Here is a 17,324-nt window from a genome sequence, read left to right on the forward strand (position 1 = left end):
ACGCGCAATGTGCACAGGAGCCGCGTGATAGTGGTATACTTGCGCGCCTGGATACAGCCTTCGGTATAGGGGCTGTTGTACTTTTCCATTACAAGCCTTAATAAGCTTGCCTAAGAAACATTGCCGCCATGAAGTTTATCATTAAATTGTTCCCTGAAATCACTATCAAAAGCCAATCTGTGCGTTTGCGCTTTATTAAAATTTTGACCGGGAACATCCGTAACGTTCTGAAGCATTATGACGAAACGCTGGCCGTTGTTCGTCACTGGGATCACGTTGAAGTTCGCGCCAAAGACGAAAACAAGCGTCTTGATATCCGCGACGCGCTGACCCGTATTCCGGGGATCCACCATATTCTTGAAGTGGAAGATGTCCCGTTTACCGACATGCACGACATCTTCGAAAAAGCGCTGGTGCAGTATCGCGACCAGATCGAAGGTAAAACCTTCTGTGTCCGCGTGAAGCGCCGTGGCAAACACGAATTTAGCTCCATTGAAGTGGAACGTTACGTGGGCGGCGGTCTGAACCAGCACGTTGAGACTGCGCGCGTACGCCTGACTAACCCGGACGTGACCGTTAACCTGGAGATCGAAAACGATCGCCTGTTGTTGGTGAAAGGCCGTTATGAAGGTATCGGTGGTTTCCCGATCGGGACGCAGGAAGATGTGTTGTCCCTGATTTCCGGCGGTTTTGACTCCGGTGTTTCCAGCTACATGCTGATGCGCCGTGGCTGTCGCGTTCACTACTGCTTCTTTAACCTGGGCGGCGCGGCGCATGAGATCGGTGTCCGTCAGGTGGCGCATTACCTGTGGAACCGCTTCGGCAGCTCGCACCGCGTGCGTTTTGTGGCGATCAACTTTGAGCCAGTGGTTGGCGAAATCCTCGAAAAAGTGGACGACGGCCAGATGGGCGTGGTGCTGAAACGTATGATGGTGCGTGCAGCGTCAAAAGTGGCGGAGCGTTACGGTGTGCAGGCGCTGGTAACCGGTGAAGCGCTGGGCCAGGTGTCCAGCCAGACGCTGACCAACCTGCGTCTTATCGATAATGTGTCTGATACCCTGATCCTGCGCCCGCTTATCTCTCATGATAAAGAACACATCATCGACCTGGCGCGCGAAATCGGCACCGAAGATTTTGCCCGCACCATGCCGGAATATTGTGGCGTTATCTCAAAAAGCCCAACCGTTAAGGCGGTGAAAGCGAAGATTGAAGCGGAAGAAGAGAACTTCGATTTCGCTATTCTGGAGAAGGTGGTGGCGGAAGCGTCCAACATCGATATCCGTGAGATTGCACAGCAGACCGAACAGGACGTGGTTGAAGTTGAAACCGTCAGCGGTTTTGGCGCTAACGATGTGATCCTGGATATCCGTTCCATCGACGAACAGGATGCTAAACCGTTGAACGTCGAAGGCGTTGAGGTGATGCCGCTGCCGTTCTACAAGCTGAGCACGAAATTTGGCGACCTCGACAAGGGCAAAACGTACCTGCTGTGGTGCGAGCGTGGCGTGATGAGCCGCTTGCAGGCGCTGTATCTGCGCGAGCAGGGCTTTGCTAATGTGAAGGTGTATCGCCCGTAGCGTTTTGCCGGGGAGTGCGGCCTGATGCCCTCACCCCGGCCCTCTCCCACAGGGAGAGGGAGAAAAGATGAGCACGTGTAGGCCGGGTAAGGCGTAGCCGCCACCCGGCTTTTTTACGCTCTAAGCTTCGTAGTAATTATAAATTCCCGCCGGCATGACCAGCGACGACGCGACCTCGTATGCCTTTTCACGCCCGACCAGCAGGTCAATAATCTTCAGCGCAAAATCAATCGCGGTTCCCGGCCCCTGGCTGGTGAGCAGATTGACGCGCGGATCCCAGACCACGCGTTTATCGACCCACTGGTCTTCCGGGATACGGTCTTTCAGCGTCGGGAAACCGGTCATATTGCCTATCGGGAAAATATCGTGCGGAACCAGCACCGTTCCGGCTGCGGCGCAAATTGTGGCGACGATACGGCCAGAGAGATGAAACTGCCTGACCGTTTCGACGAGCAGTGGGCTGTCGCGAAAACACTCCGCTCCCTTCAGGCCGCCGGGCAGAACGATAATGTCATAATCACCATCAGCCACCTGTACCAGCGGGGCATCTGCGAGGATTTTCACCCCACGTGAGCAGGTGATAGCCAGGTTACCGTCGCTGGCAACGCTCGCGGTGGTGACATTAATACCGCCCCGCACCATCAGGTCGATGGTGGTGACGGCTTCCATTTCTTCGCTACCAGGGGCGAGGCATACCAGTGCCGACGCGCTCATACTCACTCTCCTTACGTTTAACCAGGTCATACAGGCGGGCGTTTTCCGGTACGGCAATACCGTGCGCACGGGCGCGTTTTAACAGATAGCCGGTGATGTAGTCTATCTCGGTGTGGCGCAACGCCCGAACGTCCTGCAACATCGAAGAGATATTTTCTGCCGTACTATCAATAACCTGCTCGACATAATAGCGTAAATCGTCTGCCGAGGTGTGTAAGCCTTCACGTTCGATAACAGAGGCAACTTCAGCACACAGGGTTGTGACCTCTTGCAGATGGTTTTTTAGCTCGCCGTTAGGGCAATCCCACAGCGCCGTGAGCGGGTTGATGACGCAATTAACCGCCAGTTTGCGCCACAGCTGAGGACGAATGTTGTTGTGCCAGGCGACGTCTGGCAGCACCTTTTGCAGAACGTCAGCCAGATAACTGTAGTCACCATCCTGTTCGCGAGCCGGGCCAATATGGGTGACGCCGCTGGCGACATGCACAATGATATTGCCATCACGCCGTGCGGCATGGGTGGTTGTCGCCATCAGCAGCGGCTGCGGGATGCTTTTCAGCTCATCAATGGTTCCCATGCCGTTATGCAGCAGCAGGATGGGCGATGTCGGGGGCAGTTGAGCCGCGAGGGTTTTCACCGCATCCGATACCTGCCACGCTTTGAGCGTGACCAGCAACAGGTCGCTTTGCGCCAGGAAATCAGGATCGTTTGCAGTGAGTGATTCGTTAAAGATGCTTCCGTCTTCATCTATCAGGTTTACACTACAGTAGGGCTGGGGCACACGCAGCCAACCTTGTACCTCGTGTCCGTGTTTGCATAGTGCCGTCAGCCATAGTTGACCAAGGGCTCCGCATCCAAGCACTGTAATTTTCATTGTTCCTCCTCACCTGCAACTGCGCCAGGTGTTACGGCCTAAGTATAGCGCCGTCAGCTAAGCTTCTCGTTATGCCTCGTTGCGGGTATTATGCAACGCAACAAAAATGAAGGGAGAAGAAAAGATGCCATCTTTCGATATTGTTTCCGAAGTTGATATCCAGGAAGTTCGTAACGGCGTAGATAATGCAAGCCGTGAAGTTGAGTCACGTTTTGATTTTCGTGGCGTAGAGGCGACTTTTGAGCTGAACGATGCAAATAAGACTATCAAGGTTCTGAGCGAGTCTGATTTCCAGGTCAATCAGCTGCTTGATATTCTGCGTGCCAAATTGCTGAAACGCGGCATTGAAGGCGCGTCTCTTGATGTGCCAGAAGAGTTCGTACATAGCGGTAAAACCTGGTTTGTTGAAGCCAAACTGAAGCAGGGCATTGAGAGCGCGGTGCAGAAAAAGCTCGTTAAGCTCATCAAAGACAGCAAGCTGAAAGTGCAGGCGCAAATTCAGGGTGAAGAGATCCGTGTTACCGGGAAATCCCGTGACGATCTGCAATCCGTTATGGCGCTGGTTCGCGGCGGCGATCTGGGACAACCGTTCCAGTTTAAAAACTTCCGCGATTAAGACAAAAATGCCCGGTTGAACCGGGCATTTTTTCAGGCTTTCAGCGCCTGCTCTACTTCAAAGCGGTTGGTCACTTTGCTGTCAATTTTGACATACGCACTGCGTTCATCCGGCACAATCATCACTTCGTTCACGCCGTCTGTAGCTTCCAGGCGCTGCTTCAGCGCATCACTAATTTCAACGTCAGCCGGGATTTCTACGCGCAGGCTACTGACATAGCGCGGCTCTTTCATGGTACTGGCGACCAGCAGCCAGATCATTGCCAGCAGCGCGCCTGCCAGGAATACGGTTTGCGAATCAAACAGGCCATCCACCCAGCCGCCGAGCGAGCCACCGATAGCGACGCCGATAAACTGGCTGGTGGAGTAAATGCCCATTGCCGTGCCTTTATATCCCGCTGGTGATTCTTTGCTGATAAGCGAGGGCAGAAGGGCTTCCATCAGGTTAAATGCCAGGAAGAAGAGCTGAACGCCCGCCACCAGTTCCCAGAAGTGCGGGCCGGAACCCCACAGCACGATCTCCGCAATCAGCAGTAGTGCAACGCAGGCGAGAAACACGCGTTTCATCTTGCGCTTCACTTCGGCGTAGATGATAAATGGCACGACGGAGACGAACGAAATCAGCATGGTCACCAGATAAATTTTCCAGTGCTCAGACGCCGGGAAACCGGCTGCCGCCAGCTGGCCCGGAAGGGCAACGAAGGTCGACATCAGCAGAATGTGCAGGCACATAATGCCAAAATTCAGCTTCAGCAGGCGCGGCTCGACAATGACTTTGCTAAAGCAGCCTTTGACCATGCCGGACTCACGGTTCAGCACGTGGTTTTTGCTGTCCGGCACGACCCACAGCGTTAACGCAATACCGATGGTCGCCAGAATGGCAATCATCCAGAACAGCGCATGAAGACCTAGTTTATGCGTAATGATCGGGCCGAGTACCATCGCAATCGCAAAGGTCACGCCAAAGCTCACGCCAATAAACGCCATGGCTTTGGTGCGATTTTGTTCGCGTGTTAAATCCGACAGCAGCGCCATTACGGCCGCAGCAATCGCCCCGGAACCTTGCAACGCGCGGCCAAGAATAATGCCCCAGATAGAGTGGGAGAGGGCGGCTATTACGCTGCCGAGCACAAAGACCAGCAGCCCGCCGACAATCAGCGGCTTACGGCCTACGCGGTCAGAAAGCAGGCCAAAGGGGATCTGGAATACCGCCTGCGCTAAACCATAGATACCAATCGCCAGACCAATCAGCGCTTCACTGGCGCCTTGCAATGCCATACCGTACGTGGTCAGAACAGGCAGGACCATAAACATGCCAAGCATCCGTAGCGAGAAAACAGTCCCTAAACCCCAGGTCGCGCGCAATTCGCCTGGCGTCATTTTATTATCGTTCATTACCACCTCAGTTCAAAAGCAGGCCATAGTGTAGTGCGGGGAAGGGGCGGGGTAAATAAAGGCTTATTTAACAAATATTACATGCGGTATTAATAGATTCAGTGAATAAAAAAGGGTGCCGAAGCACCCCTTTATTCACCTGTTATGTCTTACCAGACGTAAGTCAGCAGGTTGTGCGAGTCTGGGACCATAAAGTCTACAGACATCATTACGGACAACGAGGTGATAGCAACGATTGAGAACACAAACAGTTTGCGTGCCCAGACTTTGTCATCTTCCACTTTGTAACCACGCAGGGCCATACCGAGCCACCAGACGCTTACTGCGGCTGCCACCACCAGATATTTGTATCCAGCGTAACCGCCCAGAGAGAGCATCAGTGTCGCCACTGCAAAGGCAATGATGTACAACGTGATATGGTTTTTAGCAACCGAGATACCTTTCACGACCGGCAATACCGGGATGTTCGCTGCCTGATAATCCTTGAAGCGGAAAATCGCAATGGCGTAGGAGTGCGGCATCTGCCACAGGCTAAAGATAGCCAGCAGGATAAGCGCACCGCTGTCGAACTCGTTCGTGACGGCACAGTAGCCAATCACCGGCGGCGCAGCGCCGGAGAGAGAACCAATCAGCGTACCGTAGACGGAGTGACGTTTCATATACAGGCTGTAAACGCCCACATAAACCACGAACCCCATCACCCCCAGCCAGCAGGCCAGAGGATTAGCACCAAACCACAGCAGCATAAAGCCAGCAATACCCAGCAAGGTGGCGTACACCAGCGAGACGGAAGGGGCTATCAGGCCTTTAACCAGCACCCGATTTTTAGTCCTTTCCATCTTCTTGTCGATATCCATGTCGATGTAGTTGTTAAATACACAACCGGACGCAACAACCAGTGACACACCGACCAGCGTGGAAATAAAGAGGGTGTAATCAATGCTGCCTTTAGAGGCCAGCAGGAACCCTCCGATCACGGAGATCAGGTTGCCAAAGATGATGCCTGGTTTCGTTACTTGCAGGTATTGCTTAAACATACTCGCCGCTCTTAGTGAACCATCATGTTGTAGTTGAGGTTCCACATAATCCAGATGGAACCGACTACCAGGATAGCGATGATAATCACGGTAAAGACAAAGGCAGTCATATTCCAGCCTTCATCGGACTTGGTGTTCATGTGCAGGAAGCAAACCAGATGCACCAGAATCTGCACCACTGCAGTGACCAGGACAGTGCCCAGAATCGCCGCGTGAGAAGCAGTACCGCTCATCACCATCCAGAACGGGATAACCGTCAGGATGATCGACAGGATAAACCCTGTCATGTAGGTTTTTACGCTACCGTGGGAAGCGCCATGATCAGTTGAATGACTCATTACATCGCCCCCATCAGATAAACAACAGAGAACACACAGATCCACACAACGTCCAGGAAGTGCCAGAACAGGCTCAGGCACATGATACGCGTACGGTTAGTGCTGGTCAGGCCGCGACGGGATACCTGGAACATCAGTACCGCCATCCAGATCAGACCAGAGGTAACGTGCAGACCGTGAGTACCTACCAGCGCGAAGAACGCAGACAGGAAGCCACTACGATCCGGGCCCATACCTTCAGCAATCAGGTGATGGAATTCATAGAGTTCCATCCCGATAAATCCAGCACCAAACAACCAGGTCAACGCCAGCCAAGAGACAACCTGGCTCTTGTTGTTTTTGTACATGGCGATAGCCGCCATGCCGTAGGTGATGGAGCTGAATAACAGCAGTGCGGTTTCTACCAGAACGAACGGCAGTTCAAAAATGTCCTTACCGGTCGGGCCGCCAGCAGTGCCGTTCACCAGAACGGCATACGTCGCGAACAGACAGCAGAACAGAATGCAGTCGCTCATCAGGTAGATCCAGAAACCGAATACTTTCGTCGGCCCTGTATCGTGGTGCGCATGGTCATGCGCGTGGGCAGTTGAGTGTGCCAAAGTATCAGTTGCCATTTTTCAGCCCCGCTTTAGAAATCTCATCGAAATGCTGGTTTTCCAGTTTTTCGACTTCACGGACTGGTACGTAGTAGTCCACGTCCTCATCAAAGCTCTTCACAATCCAGCTGATCACGATGCCGCCAAAGCCAACAATCGCCAACCACCAGATGTGCCAGATCATTGCGAAACCAAATACCGTTGCGAAGGCGGCAATAACAATGCCCGCGCCGCTGTTTTTCGGCATGTGGATCTCTTCGTAATGAGCAGGTTGCTTGTACGCTTCACCTTTTTCTTTCATTTCCCAGAATGCGTCGCGTTCATGGATCTGCGGCACAATGGCGAAGTTATAGAACGGAGGTGGAGAAGAGGTCGCCCACTCCAGCGTACGGCCGCCCCATGGGTCACCGGTCAGGTCACGGTTCTGTTCGCGGTCGCGAATAGACACGTAGTACTGAATCAGCTGGCATGCGATACCGCAGGCAATCAGCACCGCGCCACATGCTGCAACAACCAGCATTGGGTGGAACTGTGGATCAATCTGCTGGCTCAGACGACGGGTCATACCCATGAAGCCCAGCACATACAGCGGCATAAACGCAACGAAGAAGCCGATGATCCAGAACCAGAACGCGCGAATACCCCATTTTTCGTTCAGCGTGAAGCCGAACGCTTTTGGCCACCAGTAAGTTACGCCAGCGAAGCATCCGAAGACCACACCACCGATAATAACGTTATGGAAGTGCGCAATCAGGAACAGACTGTTGTGCAGAACGAAGTCAGCACCCGGTACAGCCAGCAGTACGCCGGTCATACCACCCACGGAGAAGGTCACGATGAAGCCGATGGTCCACAGCATTGCTGAGTGGAACACGATGCGACCCTGATACATGGTGAACAGCCAGTTGAAGATCTTAACCCCGGTAGGGATTGCGATAATCATGGTGGTAATACCGAAGAAGGCGTTTACGTTCGCGCCCGCACCCATGGTGAAGAAGTGGTGCAGCCAAACGATGAACGACAGAACGGTAATACACACAGTTGCCCACACCAGAGAGGTGTAACCAAACAGGCGCTTACGCGAGAAGGTTGCTGCGATTTCGGAGAACACACCGAACACAGGCAGAACCAGGATGTACACTTCCGGGTGACCCCAGGCCCAAATCAGGTTGATGTACATCATCATGTTGCCACCCATATCATTCGTGAAGAAATGGGTGCCCAGGTAGCGGTCCAGGGTCAGCAGCGCGATGGTGACAGTCAGAATCGGGAATGAAGCAATAATCAGGATGTTGGCGCACAGAGATGCCCAGGTAAACACTGGCATCTTGAACATGGTCATGCCAGGGGCACGCATCTTGATAATGGTCACGAAGAAGTTAATACCGGTCAGGGTTGTACCGATACCGGAGAGCTGAAGCGCCCAAATCCAGTAGTCGACACCTACGCCAGGACTGTATTCAATTCCTGAAAGCGGCGGGTACGCCAGCCAGCCGGTCTGTGCGAATTCGCCCACACCCAGTGACAGGTTAACCAGGATTACACCGACAACCGTGAACCAGAAGCTCAGGTTGTTCAGGAACGGGAACGCAACGTCGCGCGCGCCGATTTGCAGCGGCACAACCACGTTCATCAGACCGATAACCAGCGGCATCGCCACGAAGAAGATCATGATAACGCCGTGAGCGGTAAAGATCTGATCGTAGTGGTGCGGCGGCAGGAAGCCCGCTTCGCCCGCAGAGGCAAGCACCTGCTGGCTACGCATCATGATAGCATCCGCAAAGCCACGAATTAACATGACGATACCGACGATGCAGTACATGATACCGAGTTTTTTGTGGTCAACCGAAGTCAGCCACTCGTTCCACAGGTAGCTCCACTTACCGAAGTAAGTGATTAAGGCCAGTAAGGCCGCACCACCGATGATAATTGCAGCCACCGTAACCACGATAATGGGTTCATGGTAGGGCACTGCATCCAGTGTCAATTTTCCGAACATTTTCTTCCTCGGCCCCTTAGTGAGCGGTTTCCGCGTGGCTCATGTCCATGCCTTCCATACCTTCGTGCGCGCTATGCTCGCCTTCAGGCTGGGACATATTCATGCTCTTGCCGTGGTCCATAAATTTGCCAACAACATCTTTGAACAAATCTGGTTTCACGTTAGAGAAGTACTCCACCTTGTTGTATTCGCTAGGTGCAGCCACTTTGTCGAACGCCGCCATGTCAGACATGGTGTTCTGGGACTGTTTCGCTTTTTCAACCCACTGGTCGAATGCGGCACGGTCCGGCGTCGCGATAGCTTTGAACTTCATACCTGAGAAGCCCGGGCCGCTATAGCTGGCGGAGATACCATCGTAGGTGCCTGCTTCATTCGCGATCAGGTGCAGGTTAGTCTGCATCCCAGCCATCGCGTAAATCTGGCTACCCAGACGCGGGATGAAGAAGGAGTTCATCACGGAGTTGGAGGTCACTTTGAACTGAACCGGAGTGTTCGCCGGGAAGGCGATTTCATTCACGGTAGCAATGCCCTGTTCCGGATAGATGAAGAACCATTTCCAGTCCATGGAGACGACTTCGATGGTAATCGGTTTTTCATCGTGAACCAGCGGTTTGCTTGGCTCAAGCGCGTGAGTGGTTTTCCATGTCAGCACGGCAAGGAACAGGATGATCAGAATAGGCACAGTCCAGACCACAGCTTCCACTTTATTGGAGTGTGACCAGTTAGGGCTATACTTCGCATCTTTATTGCTCGCACGATACTTCCAGGCGAAACCAACAGCCATCAAAACGGCAGGAATAACCACAATCATCATCAGGCCAAATGCCGTCAGAATCAATGAACGTTGTTCCAGTCCAATCTGTCCTTTGGGGTCAAGTAGTGCAGAATCGCAGCCACTGAGTAATACAGTGCCTGCAAATAATGACAACCATCCCAAACTTTTATTGTATTTCCTGAGTCTCATTTAACGACCTCAATTCCACGGGAGTCTGGTGGCGTTTAAAGTGTGGGGGCATTTTACGGGAAGGTTACATTACTGTAAACATCATTAGACCTGTGTCAGGAAGGTGTTACCGGGTTCTGCCGCACATGTCACAAGTGTTGCAAATTATGTCGATTTTTAAGGTGAAAGCCGCGTGGTACGGGCGTTATAACGAAAGGACCCCCAAGCATACCCTAAAAGGGGCAATTGGTATAACCATTATCAAAAATATACAAAAAATTAACAATTAATTATCAATAAAAAGACAACTAAAAAACGAAAATTCAATCTTTCAAATGCTGAATCGTTTAATGAAAAATAGCTCACTGGAATGGGCTCCAATAATTTCCAAATTCTATCCCGCACAAAACAACAAATATTTTTTTTACCGACTGGCGGTTATTTCACCGTTATAATTTCGCTTAGTGATTACAACGAGAAATAACCTTTCGTTTTTTACTTCAGGTTGTGGGCATTTTACGTAATGCCAGGAAATCGAGCGCACAGCCAGTCAGGATCCCGGCGATAGCCAGCAGGGCTCCAGCGTTGAGCAGAAGGGCTTCGAAGGGAAGCGTAAGAGGGGTTGTTGCATTAACAATTAACACCACGAGCCATAATGCGAGCGCCAGGCAACCCACCATCAGCAGGCGTAAAGCAAATCGATAGGCGTGTTGATATTCGGTACGCGGCATAAAATGTTCGGTTTTCTGCGTATATTCCAGCGTCTGACGACAAACCAGTAACAATAAGATCCCCGGAACCGCAGCGACAACCGAGAAAAGATAGAACGTCGGCCAGCCGTGCGCTTCAACAAACCAGCCAGCTATCGGGCCTACATATACACGCCCTACGGCAGAAAGCGCCGAGAGCAGGGCAAACTGGGTGGCAGAAAACGACTTGTTGCACAAGGTCATCAGCAGCGCGACAAATGCCGCGGTCCCCATGCCACCGCACAGGTTTTCAAAGAAAACGGCGGTGGCCATGCTGATCATGTGCTTGTCGGTAATTGAAAGCATCCAGTAACCGGCGTTTGAAATGCCCTGCAAAATACCGAAGATTAACAGCGCCCGGAACAGCGTCAGTCGCTGCATCAACACACCGCCGTACAGTGCGCCGACGATGGTGGCAAAAAGCCCCAGCGTTTTGTTGACCACGCCGACTTCACCCGCATCAAACCCGACGCCACGGATCAGGAAGGTGGTCGTCAGGCTCATGGCGAATGCATCGCCAAGCTTATAAAGGACGATCAGCAGCAGGATTAGCCAGGCATTATTGCGGCCAAAGAAGTCACGCAGGGGTTCGGCTACCGCCTGTTCCAGGGAACGAGGAACAGGGATCACATCACTCGGTTCGGGTGCGAAAAGGGTGGCGATAATGCACGGGATAAGCAGGGCGGCCATCAGCCAGTACATGCCCTGCCAGCCAAGGTAACGGTCGGCAAGCCACAGCGCCAGCCCGCCGGAAACCAACATGCCCAGACGATAGCCCAGCACGCTGATAGCCGCGCCAGCACCGCGTTCCTCTGCGGGCAGAACGTCCGTTTTCCAGGCATCAAACACGATGTCCTGAGAGGCCGAACAGAATGCAATCACCACGGCCAGTGCTGCCATCCAGCGCAACTGGGTAGCTGGCTCAAGGAACCCCATGGCGGCGATCGCCAGCAGCAGCAGAACCTGGGTCATCACCAGCCAACCGCGACGACGCCCCAGGAACGGTGGGGTGTAGCGATCCATAACCGGCGACCACAAGAATTTGAAGACGTACGCCTGCCCAACCAGAGAGAAGAAACCGATGGTTTTAAGATCGATGTTTTCTACGGTCATCCAGGCCTGAAGCGTGCCTGAGGTGAGCGCGAGCGGTAAACCGGAGGCGAAGCCAAGGATCAGCAGAATGGCTGATTTCGGTTGCTGGAAAATGCGTAAGTAGCGACTGGACATGAGCATATAGCGCTGACCCGGCGAAACGCCGGGTCAGGAAGCAGGATTAACGAGCGTTCTGCTTGATAAAGTCGTGGATGCTGGTGTCCTGAGCCATGTCGGAGATGGTGTCGGTCAGCACGCTGTTAACAGCGTCAGCAATATTTTTGTTGGAAGCCTGGAAAGCACCTTCAACGGAGTAGCTGGCGCGGTAGTTTTTGTTCATCTTATTGCCGTTCTTCGCGGTAGCGATGATGGCGATATCCGCTTTGGTGGCGATGTTGTAACGCACGTTACCCTGGGAAACGTCTGCATAGAGGTTGTTTACGATGATCTGCAAATCAACAGCACCGCTTGGGCCAATCATATAACCGCGTGCGGTCATTTGTTTCTCGAGCACTTCCTGCAACAGGAAGCGCAGGTCGCGGGAGGCGGTCAGCGTTACCTGCTGGTTGTCGCGCGTCACTTTTGCCAGTGCCTGATCCTGACGCTGGTCTGCACCGTTAATGCTGACGGTCACGCCCATCAGGCTAGGATCCTGCTGAGGCAGGGTGATTTTTGGTGAGACATCAATCGTTGTTGGCGGGGTAGCGCAGCCTGCCAGCATAAAAAGTGCTACCAACGGAAAGAAGAGTTTTTTTAACATTTTCGGGTTCTCAACGAATCGTAAGCATATAGAGAGAAAAATTGCCGCCATCATAACATCGCCAACGGCCAGGGGAAGTGGTCAACGCATGTAAATTCATCGTCTTGTCTGAAAACTGACCAGCTTAGTGTTTTTCTCCGCCCGTGAATGACAAAACGTATGAGCCTCACAGTGAACTTCATCCGTTTGGCTGAGAAAATCAGACGAAAGCTAAATATTTGTTGTGTTGTTGTAATGGAAACGGTAAAAGCGGCTAACATTTAAAGGGATGGGTGACATCTTAGCGTTGTCGGAGGAGTGATTTCATGATGATACGTGAGCAAATAGAAGACAAATTAAGGGCAGCGTTCAACCCCGTTTTCCTCGAAGTCGTCGATGAAAGCTATCGTCACAACGTACCGGCAGGGTCTGAAAGTCATTTTAAAGTGGTGTTGGTAAGTGACCGCTTCGCTGGAGAGCGTTTTCTTAATAGACACCGTATGATCTACGGCACGTTAACCGAAGAACTTTCGGCAACGGTTCATGCACTGGCGCTTCATACATACACCATCAAAGAATGGGAAGGCTTGCAGGATACGGTTTTTGCATCGCCGCCTTGTCGTGGCGCAGGCACCATCGCCTGAAAAATCGTATTTGCAACCGCTGGAGTTTTTCCAGTATGTTGCTAGCAGATTACGTCAAAACGGCCTCCGGGCCGTTTTGTTTTGTCTGAGTTTTGAGCGTATGGTGCGTTTTTAAGGCTAAAAATAGCCTTAAAGTGTGAAAAAAGCCGCAGCAACATACCCTAACCGTTCTCGACTCACCTAAGTGATGCCGCTATAATGCCGCGTCTTAATGAATGTCTTCGGGATGATTCTGGCGACAGGGAATGTGAATCTGCTAAATAGAGAGCATCCCGGTATTGCGAGACAGATTCAGAGTTGACCGAGCACTGTGATTTTTTTGAGGTAACAAGATGCAAGTTTCAGTTGAAACCACTCAAGGCCTTGGCCGCCGTGTAACGATTACTATCGCTGCTGACAGCATCGAAACTGCTGTGAAAAGCGAGCTGGTCAACGTATCAAAAAAAGTACGTATTGACGGCTTCCGTAAGGGTAAAGTACCGATGAATGTTGTTGCTCAGCGTTATGGCGCCTCTGTGCGTCAGGATGTGCTGGGTGACCTGATGAGCCGCAACTTTATCGATGCGATCATCAAAGAAAAAATCAATCCAGCTGGCGCGCCGAACTATGTTCCAGGCGAATACAAACTGGGCGAAGACTTCACCTACTCTGTAGAATTCGAAGTGTACCCAGAAGTTGAGCTGAAAGGTCTGGAATCTATCGAAGTTGAAAAACCGATCGTTTCCGTGACTGACGAAGACGTAGACGGAATGCTGGACACCCTGCGCAAGCAGCAGGCGAACTGGAAAGATAAAGAAGGCGCTGTTGACGCGGAAGACCGTGTAACCATCGACTTCACCGGTTCTGTAGACGGCGAAGAGTTCGAAGGCGGTAAAGCGTCTGACTTCGTACTGGCAATGGGCCAGGGTCGTATGATCCCAGGCTTCGAAGACGGTATCAAAGGTCGCAAAGCTGGCGAAGAGTTCACTATCGACGTGACCTTCCCGGAAGAATACCACGCTGAAAACCTGAAAGGTAAAGCAGCGAAGTTCGTCATCAACCTGAAGAAAGTTGAAGAGCGCGAACTGCCAGAACTGACTGAAGAATTCATCAAACGTTTCGGCGTTGAAGATGGTTCTGTAGCCGGTCTGCGTACTGAAGTACGTAAAAACATGGAACGCGAGCTGAACGGCGCTGTGCGTAACCGTGTGAAATCTCAGGCAATCGAAGGCCTGGTGAAAGCGAACGAAATCGACGTTCCAGCTGCACTGATTGACAACGAAATCGACGTTCTGCGCCGTCAGGCTGCTCAGCGTTTCGGTGGCAACCAGCAACAAGCGATGGAACTGCCGCGCGAACTGTTCGAAGAGCAAGCTAAACGCCGTGTTGTTGTTGGCCTGCTGTTGGGCGAAGTGATTCGTACCCACGAACTGAAAGCTGACGAAGAGCGTGTGAAAGGCCTGATCGAAGAGATGGCTTCTGCATACGAAGATCCGTCAGAAGTTGTTGAGTTCTACGGTAACAACAAAGAACTGATGGACAACATGCGCAATGTAGCGCTGGAAGAGCAGGCTGTTGAAGCGGTACTGGCGAAAGCTAAAGTGTCCGAAAAAGCGACCTCTTTCAACGAACTGATGAACCAGCAGGCGTAATTTCGTCTCAACGGTTTAAAGTTTGAACAAAAAACCCGTTGCCTTCCGGCGACGGGTTTTTTTTATCGCACCAATAGCCCAGGAAGAGTGCTAAAACGCCCTTTCAGTGTTAGCGTAACAACAAAAGGTTGTTATGCTTGAAATAGGGCGATGCGAACCCCATAAGTATGTAATCACGATGAATGAGACTGGCTGATAATCCGTCCATAAGGTTACAATCAGTACAGCAGGTGTTTTCAATTTTGATCCAGGAGACGGAAATGTCATACAGTGGCGAACGAGATAACTTTGCACCCCATATGGCTCTGGTGCCAATGGTTATTGAACAGACCTCACGTGGTGAGCGTTCTTTTGATATCTATTCCCGTCTGCTCAAGGAACGCGTTATCTTTCTGACCGGCCAGGTGGAAGACCACATGGCTAACCTGATCGTGGCGCAGATGCTGTTTCTGGAAGCGGAAAACCCGGAAAAAGACATTTACCTGTATATTAACTCACCTGGTGGCGTGATCACGGCGGGTATGTCTATCTACGACACCATGCAATTCATCAAGCCGGATGTGAGCACCATCTGTATGGGACAGGCGGCATCCATGGGCGCCTTCCTGTTAACCGCAGGTGCGAAAGGTAAGCGTTTCTGCCTGCCAAACTCCCGCGTGATGATTCACCAGCCGCTGGGCGGATATCAGGGCCAGGCGACGGATATCGAAATCCACGCACGCGAAATTCTGAAAGTAAAAGCGCGCATGAATGAACTTATGGCGCAGCATACGGGTCAATCCCTTGAGCAGATCGAGCGCGATACCGAGCGCGATCGCTTCCTCTCTGCACCAGAGGCAGTTGAGTACGGCTTAGTCGACTCCGTATTGACCCATCGTAATTGATGCCCGCGACGCGAGTGTGCCGCTATACTAAGGTAGGGCGGCACGCTGCTTGAATGCAGCTTGCGTCTGAGAATGGCATTTGCGTCGTCATGTGCGGCACAAAGAACTTAAAAAGAGGTTTGGACTCATGACAGATAAACGCAAAGATGGTTCGGGCAAACTGCTGTACTGCTCTTTTTGCGGCAAAAGCCAGCATGAAGTGCGTAAACTGATTGCCGGGCCGTCCGTGTATATCTGCGACGAATGTGTCGACTTATGTAATGACATCATTCGCGAAGAGATTAAAGAAGTAGCACCTCACCGTGAGCGTAGCGCGTTGCCAACCCCGCATGAGATTCGTCATCACCTTGACGACTATGTCATCGGTCAGGAACAAGCTAAAAAAGTGCTGGCGGTGGCGGTTTATAACCACTACAAACGCCTGCGTAACGGCGATACCAGCAATGGCGTAGAACTGGGTAAAAGTAACATTCTGCTGATCGGCCCTACCGGGTCCGGTAAAACGCTGCTGGCTGAAACGCTGGCACGCCTGCTGGATGTTCCGTTCACGATGGCGGATGCCACCACGCTGACCGAAGCAGGTTACGTGGGTGAAGATGTTGAAAACATCATCCAGAAATTGTTGCAGAAGTGCGATTACGATGTGCAGAAAGCGCAGCGTGGGATCGTTTATATCGATGAGATCGATAAGATCTCCCGTAAGTCCGACAACCCATCCATTACGCGTGACGTGTCGGGTGAAGGCGTGCAGCAGGCGCTGCTGAAGCTTATCGAAGGTACCGTTGCTGCTGTTCCACCACAGGGTGGTCGTAAACATCCGCAGCAGGAATTCCTGCAAGTGGATACCTCCAAGATCCTGTTTATCTGTGGTGGTGCGTTTGCGGGTCTGGACAAAGTTATCTCACACCGTGTTGAAACTGGCTCCGGCATTGGTTTTGGCGCGACGGTGAAGTCGACGTCTGAAAAACCGAACGAAGGCGAACTGCTGTCGCAGGTAGAACCGGAAGATCTGATCAAATTTGGTCTGATCCCTGAGTTCATCGGCCGTCTGCCGGTTGTCGCAACGCTGAACGAACTGAGCGAAGACGCTCTGATTCAGATCCTGAAAGAACCGAAAAATGCACTGACTAAACAGTATCAGGCGTTGTTCAATCTGGAAGGCGTTGAGCTGGAGTTCCGTGACGAAGCGCTGGATGCCATTGCCAAGAAAGCAATGGTGCGTAAAACCGGTGCTCGTGGTCTGCGTTCCATCGTTGAGGCTGCGCTGCTCGATACCATGTACGATCTGCCATCGATGGAAGATGTCGAAAAAGTGGTTATTGATGAGTCAGTCATTGGTGGTCAAACGAAACCGCTGCTGATTTACGGTAAGCCTGAAGCACAGCAGGCATCTGGCGAATAATTCACCAAAACATACAAGCAGTTATTAAAAAAGGGGGGATTTTATCCCCCCTTTACTTTTTCCGTATTCATGGCGTTGAATGTGTGGGAAACATC

Annotated in this window: 16 protein-coding genes; 6 read left to right on the forward strand and 10 right to left on the reverse strand. The window is 52.0% G+C overall.

All coding sequences use genetic code 11. The features are described 5' to 3' along the window. The first annotated feature begins 128 nt into the window (after positions 1-128). Positions 129-1,577: a tRNA uracil 4-sulfurtransferase ThiI gene (gene thiI / locus ACS603_RS12415; RefSeq protein ID WP_182059820.1), complete on the forward strand. Its 1,449-nt coding sequence runs from the start codon at positions 129-131 to the stop codon at positions 1,575-1,577. Between the two features lie 120 nt (positions 1,578-1,697). Here the strand turns inward: thiI and yajL are convergent, their stop codons facing one another. Next, complete coding sequence (gene yajL / locus ACS603_RS12420; protein WP_182059821.1) at positions 1,698-2,291, reverse strand: protein deglycase YajL; 594 nt, start codon at positions 2,289-2,291, stop codon at positions 1,698-1,700. Next, positions 2,254-3,165 (reverse strand): 2-dehydropantoate 2-reductase, encoded by a 912-nt coding sequence (gene panE / locus ACS603_RS12425; RefSeq protein ID WP_182059822.1) that lies wholly within the window; start codon positions 3,163-3,165, stop codon positions 2,254-2,256. Before panE ends, yajL begins: the two co-directional genes overlap by 38 nt. 124 nt (positions 3,166-3,289) lie before the next feature. Between panE and ACS603_RS12430 the strand changes: the two genes are divergently transcribed. Further along, positions 3,290-3,781: a YajQ family cyclic di-GMP-binding protein gene (locus ACS603_RS12430; protein WP_182059823.1), complete on the forward strand. Its 492-nt coding sequence runs from the start codon at positions 3,290-3,292 to the stop codon at positions 3,779-3,781. A 32-nt stretch (positions 3,782-3,813) separates the two neighbouring features. On the opposite strand, the gene ACS603_RS12435 is transcribed toward ACS603_RS12430, so the two are convergent. From ACS603_RS12435 to ACS603_RS12470, 8 genes are all read right to left on the reverse strand, one after another. Then, a complete protein-coding gene (locus tag ACS603_RS12435) occupies positions 3,814-5,175 on the reverse strand; it encodes an MFS transporter (protein WP_315688010.1) in 1,362 nt (453 codons plus the stop codon). A gap of 149 nt (positions 5,176-5,324) precedes the next feature. Then, positions 5,325-6,212, reverse strand: coding sequence for a heme o synthase (gene cyoE, locus ACS603_RS12440; RefSeq protein WP_182059825.1), 888 nt, complete (start codon positions 6,210-6,212; stop codon positions 5,325-5,327). A gap of 11 nt (positions 6,213-6,223) precedes the next feature. Further along, complete coding sequence (locus ACS603_RS12445; protein ID WP_182059826.1) at positions 6,224-6,550, reverse strand: cytochrome o ubiquinol oxidase subunit IV; 327 nt, start codon at positions 6,548-6,550, stop codon at positions 6,224-6,226. Continuing rightward, the gene (locus ACS603_RS12450; RefSeq protein WP_014069119.1) at positions 6,550-7,164 is read right to left on the reverse strand and encodes a cytochrome o ubiquinol oxidase subunit III; all 615 of its coding nucleotides are present in this window, start codon (positions 7,162-7,164) and stop codon (positions 6,550-6,552) included. Before ACS603_RS12450 ends, ACS603_RS12445 begins: the two co-directional genes overlap by 1 nt. Then, positions 7,154-9,145, reverse strand: coding sequence for a cytochrome o ubiquinol oxidase subunit I (cyoB, locus tag ACS603_RS12455; protein ID WP_315688011.1), 1,992 nt, complete (start codon positions 9,143-9,145; stop codon positions 7,154-7,156). Before cyoB ends, ACS603_RS12450 begins: the two co-directional genes overlap by 11 nt. Positions 9,146-9,161: 16 nt before the next feature. Then, positions 9,162-10,109, reverse strand: coding sequence for a cytochrome o ubiquinol oxidase subunit II (cyoA, locus tag ACS603_RS12460; RefSeq protein ID WP_182059828.1), 948 nt, complete (start codon positions 10,107-10,109; stop codon positions 9,162-9,164). A 479-nt stretch (positions 10,110-10,588) separates the two neighbouring features. Then, on the reverse strand, positions 10,589-12,064 hold the full coding sequence (ampG, locus tag ACS603_RS12465; protein WP_182059829.1) for a muropeptide MFS transporter AmpG: 1,476 nt from the start codon (positions 12,062-12,064) through the stop codon (positions 10,589-10,591). A 46-nt stretch (positions 12,065-12,110) separates the two neighbouring features. Further along, entirely contained in the window at positions 12,111-12,689 is a 579-nt protein-coding gene (locus tag ACS603_RS12470; RefSeq protein ID WP_182059830.1) for a lipoprotein, read from the reverse strand. Positions 12,690-12,994: 305 nt separating this feature from the next. On the opposite strand from ACS603_RS12470, the gene bolA reads away from it, so the two are divergent. From bolA to clpX, 4 genes are all read left to right on the forward strand, one after another. Continuing rightward, complete coding sequence (gene bolA / locus ACS603_RS12475) at positions 12,995-13,312, forward strand: transcriptional regulator BolA (protein WP_041162004.1); 318 nt, start codon at positions 12,995-12,997, stop codon at positions 13,310-13,312. Positions 13,313-13,644: 332 nt separating this feature from the next. Then, positions 13,645-14,943, forward strand: coding sequence for a trigger factor (gene tig, locus ACS603_RS12480; RefSeq protein WP_315688013.1), 1,299 nt, complete (start codon positions 13,645-13,647; stop codon positions 14,941-14,943). Positions 14,944-15,203: 260 nt separating this feature from the next. Continuing rightward, positions 15,204-15,827 carry an ATP-dependent Clp endopeptidase proteolytic subunit ClpP gene (clpP, locus tag ACS603_RS12485; RefSeq protein WP_014069126.1) on the forward strand — a complete coding sequence of 208 codons (624 nt, stop codon included), beginning with the start codon at positions 15,204-15,206 and terminating at the stop codon, positions 15,825-15,827. A gap of 127 nt (positions 15,828-15,954) precedes the next feature. Further along, on the forward strand, positions 15,955-17,229 hold the full coding sequence (clpX, locus tag ACS603_RS12490) for an ATP-dependent protease ATP-binding subunit ClpX (protein ID WP_010428107.1): 1,275 nt from the start codon (positions 15,955-15,957) through the stop codon (positions 17,227-17,229). Positions 17,230-17,324: the final 95 nt, after the last annotated feature.

The organism is Enterobacter sp. Li2LvB3 (assembly GCF_056156645.1).

What these genes read in the sequence shown, in the direction of transcription:
- ACS603_RS12445 (WP_182059826.1), bottom strand. Translation starts at nt 6,550, where the DNA reads ATGAGTCATTCAACTGATCATGGCGCTTCCCACGGTAGCGTAAAAACC.
- ampG (WP_182059829.1), bottom strand. Translation starts at nt 12,064, where the DNA reads ATGTCCAGTCGCTACTTACGCATTTTCCAGCAACCGAAATCAGCCATT.
- ACS603_RS12450 (WP_014069119.1), bottom strand. Translation starts at nt 7,164, where the DNA reads ATGGCAACTGATACTTTGGCACACTCAACTGCCCACGCGCATGACCAT.
- panE (WP_182059822.1), bottom strand. Translation starts at nt 3,165, where the DNA reads ATGAAAATTACAGTGCTTGGATGCGGAGCCCTTGGTCAACTATGGCTG.
- yajL (WP_182059821.1), bottom strand. Translation starts at nt 2,291, where the DNA reads ATGAGCGCGTCGGCACTGGTATGCCTCGCCCCTGGTAGCGAAGAAATG.
- bolA (WP_041162004.1), top strand. Translation starts at nt 12,995, where the DNA reads ATGATGATACGTGAGCAAATAGAAGACAAATTAAGGGCAGCGTTCAAC.
- cyoE (WP_182059825.1), bottom strand. Translation starts at nt 6,212, where the DNA reads ATGTTTAAGCAATACCTGCAAGTAACGAAACCAGGCATCATCTTTGGC.
- thiI (WP_182059820.1), top strand. Translation starts at nt 129, where the DNA reads ATGAAGTTTATCATTAAATTGTTCCCTGAAATCACTATCAAAAGCCAA.
- ACS603_RS12435 (WP_315688010.1), bottom strand. Translation starts at nt 5,175, where the DNA reads ATGAACGATAATAAAATGACGCCAGGCGAATTGCGCGCGACCTGGGGT.
- ACS603_RS12430 (WP_182059823.1), top strand. Translation starts at nt 3,290, where the DNA reads ATGCCATCTTTCGATATTGTTTCCGAAGTTGATATCCAGGAAGTTCGT.
- ACS603_RS12470 (WP_182059830.1), bottom strand. Translation starts at nt 12,689, where the DNA reads ATGTTAAAAAAACTCTTCTTTCCGTTGGTAGCACTTTTTATGCTGGCA.
- cyoA (WP_182059828.1), bottom strand. Translation starts at nt 10,109, where the DNA reads ATGAGACTCAGGAAATACAATAAAAGTTTGGGATGGTTGTCATTATTT.
- tig (WP_315688013.1), top strand. Translation starts at nt 13,645, where the DNA reads ATGCAAGTTTCAGTTGAAACCACTCAAGGCCTTGGCCGCCGTGTAACG.
- cyoB (WP_315688011.1), bottom strand. Translation starts at nt 9,145, where the DNA reads ATGTTCGGAAAATTGACACTGGATGCAGTGCCCTACCATGAACCCATT.
- clpP (WP_014069126.1), top strand. Translation starts at nt 15,204, where the DNA reads ATGTCATACAGTGGCGAACGAGATAACTTTGCACCCCATATGGCTCTG.
- clpX (WP_010428107.1), top strand. Translation starts at nt 15,955, where the DNA reads ATGACAGATAAACGCAAAGATGGTTCGGGCAAACTGCTGTACTGCTCT.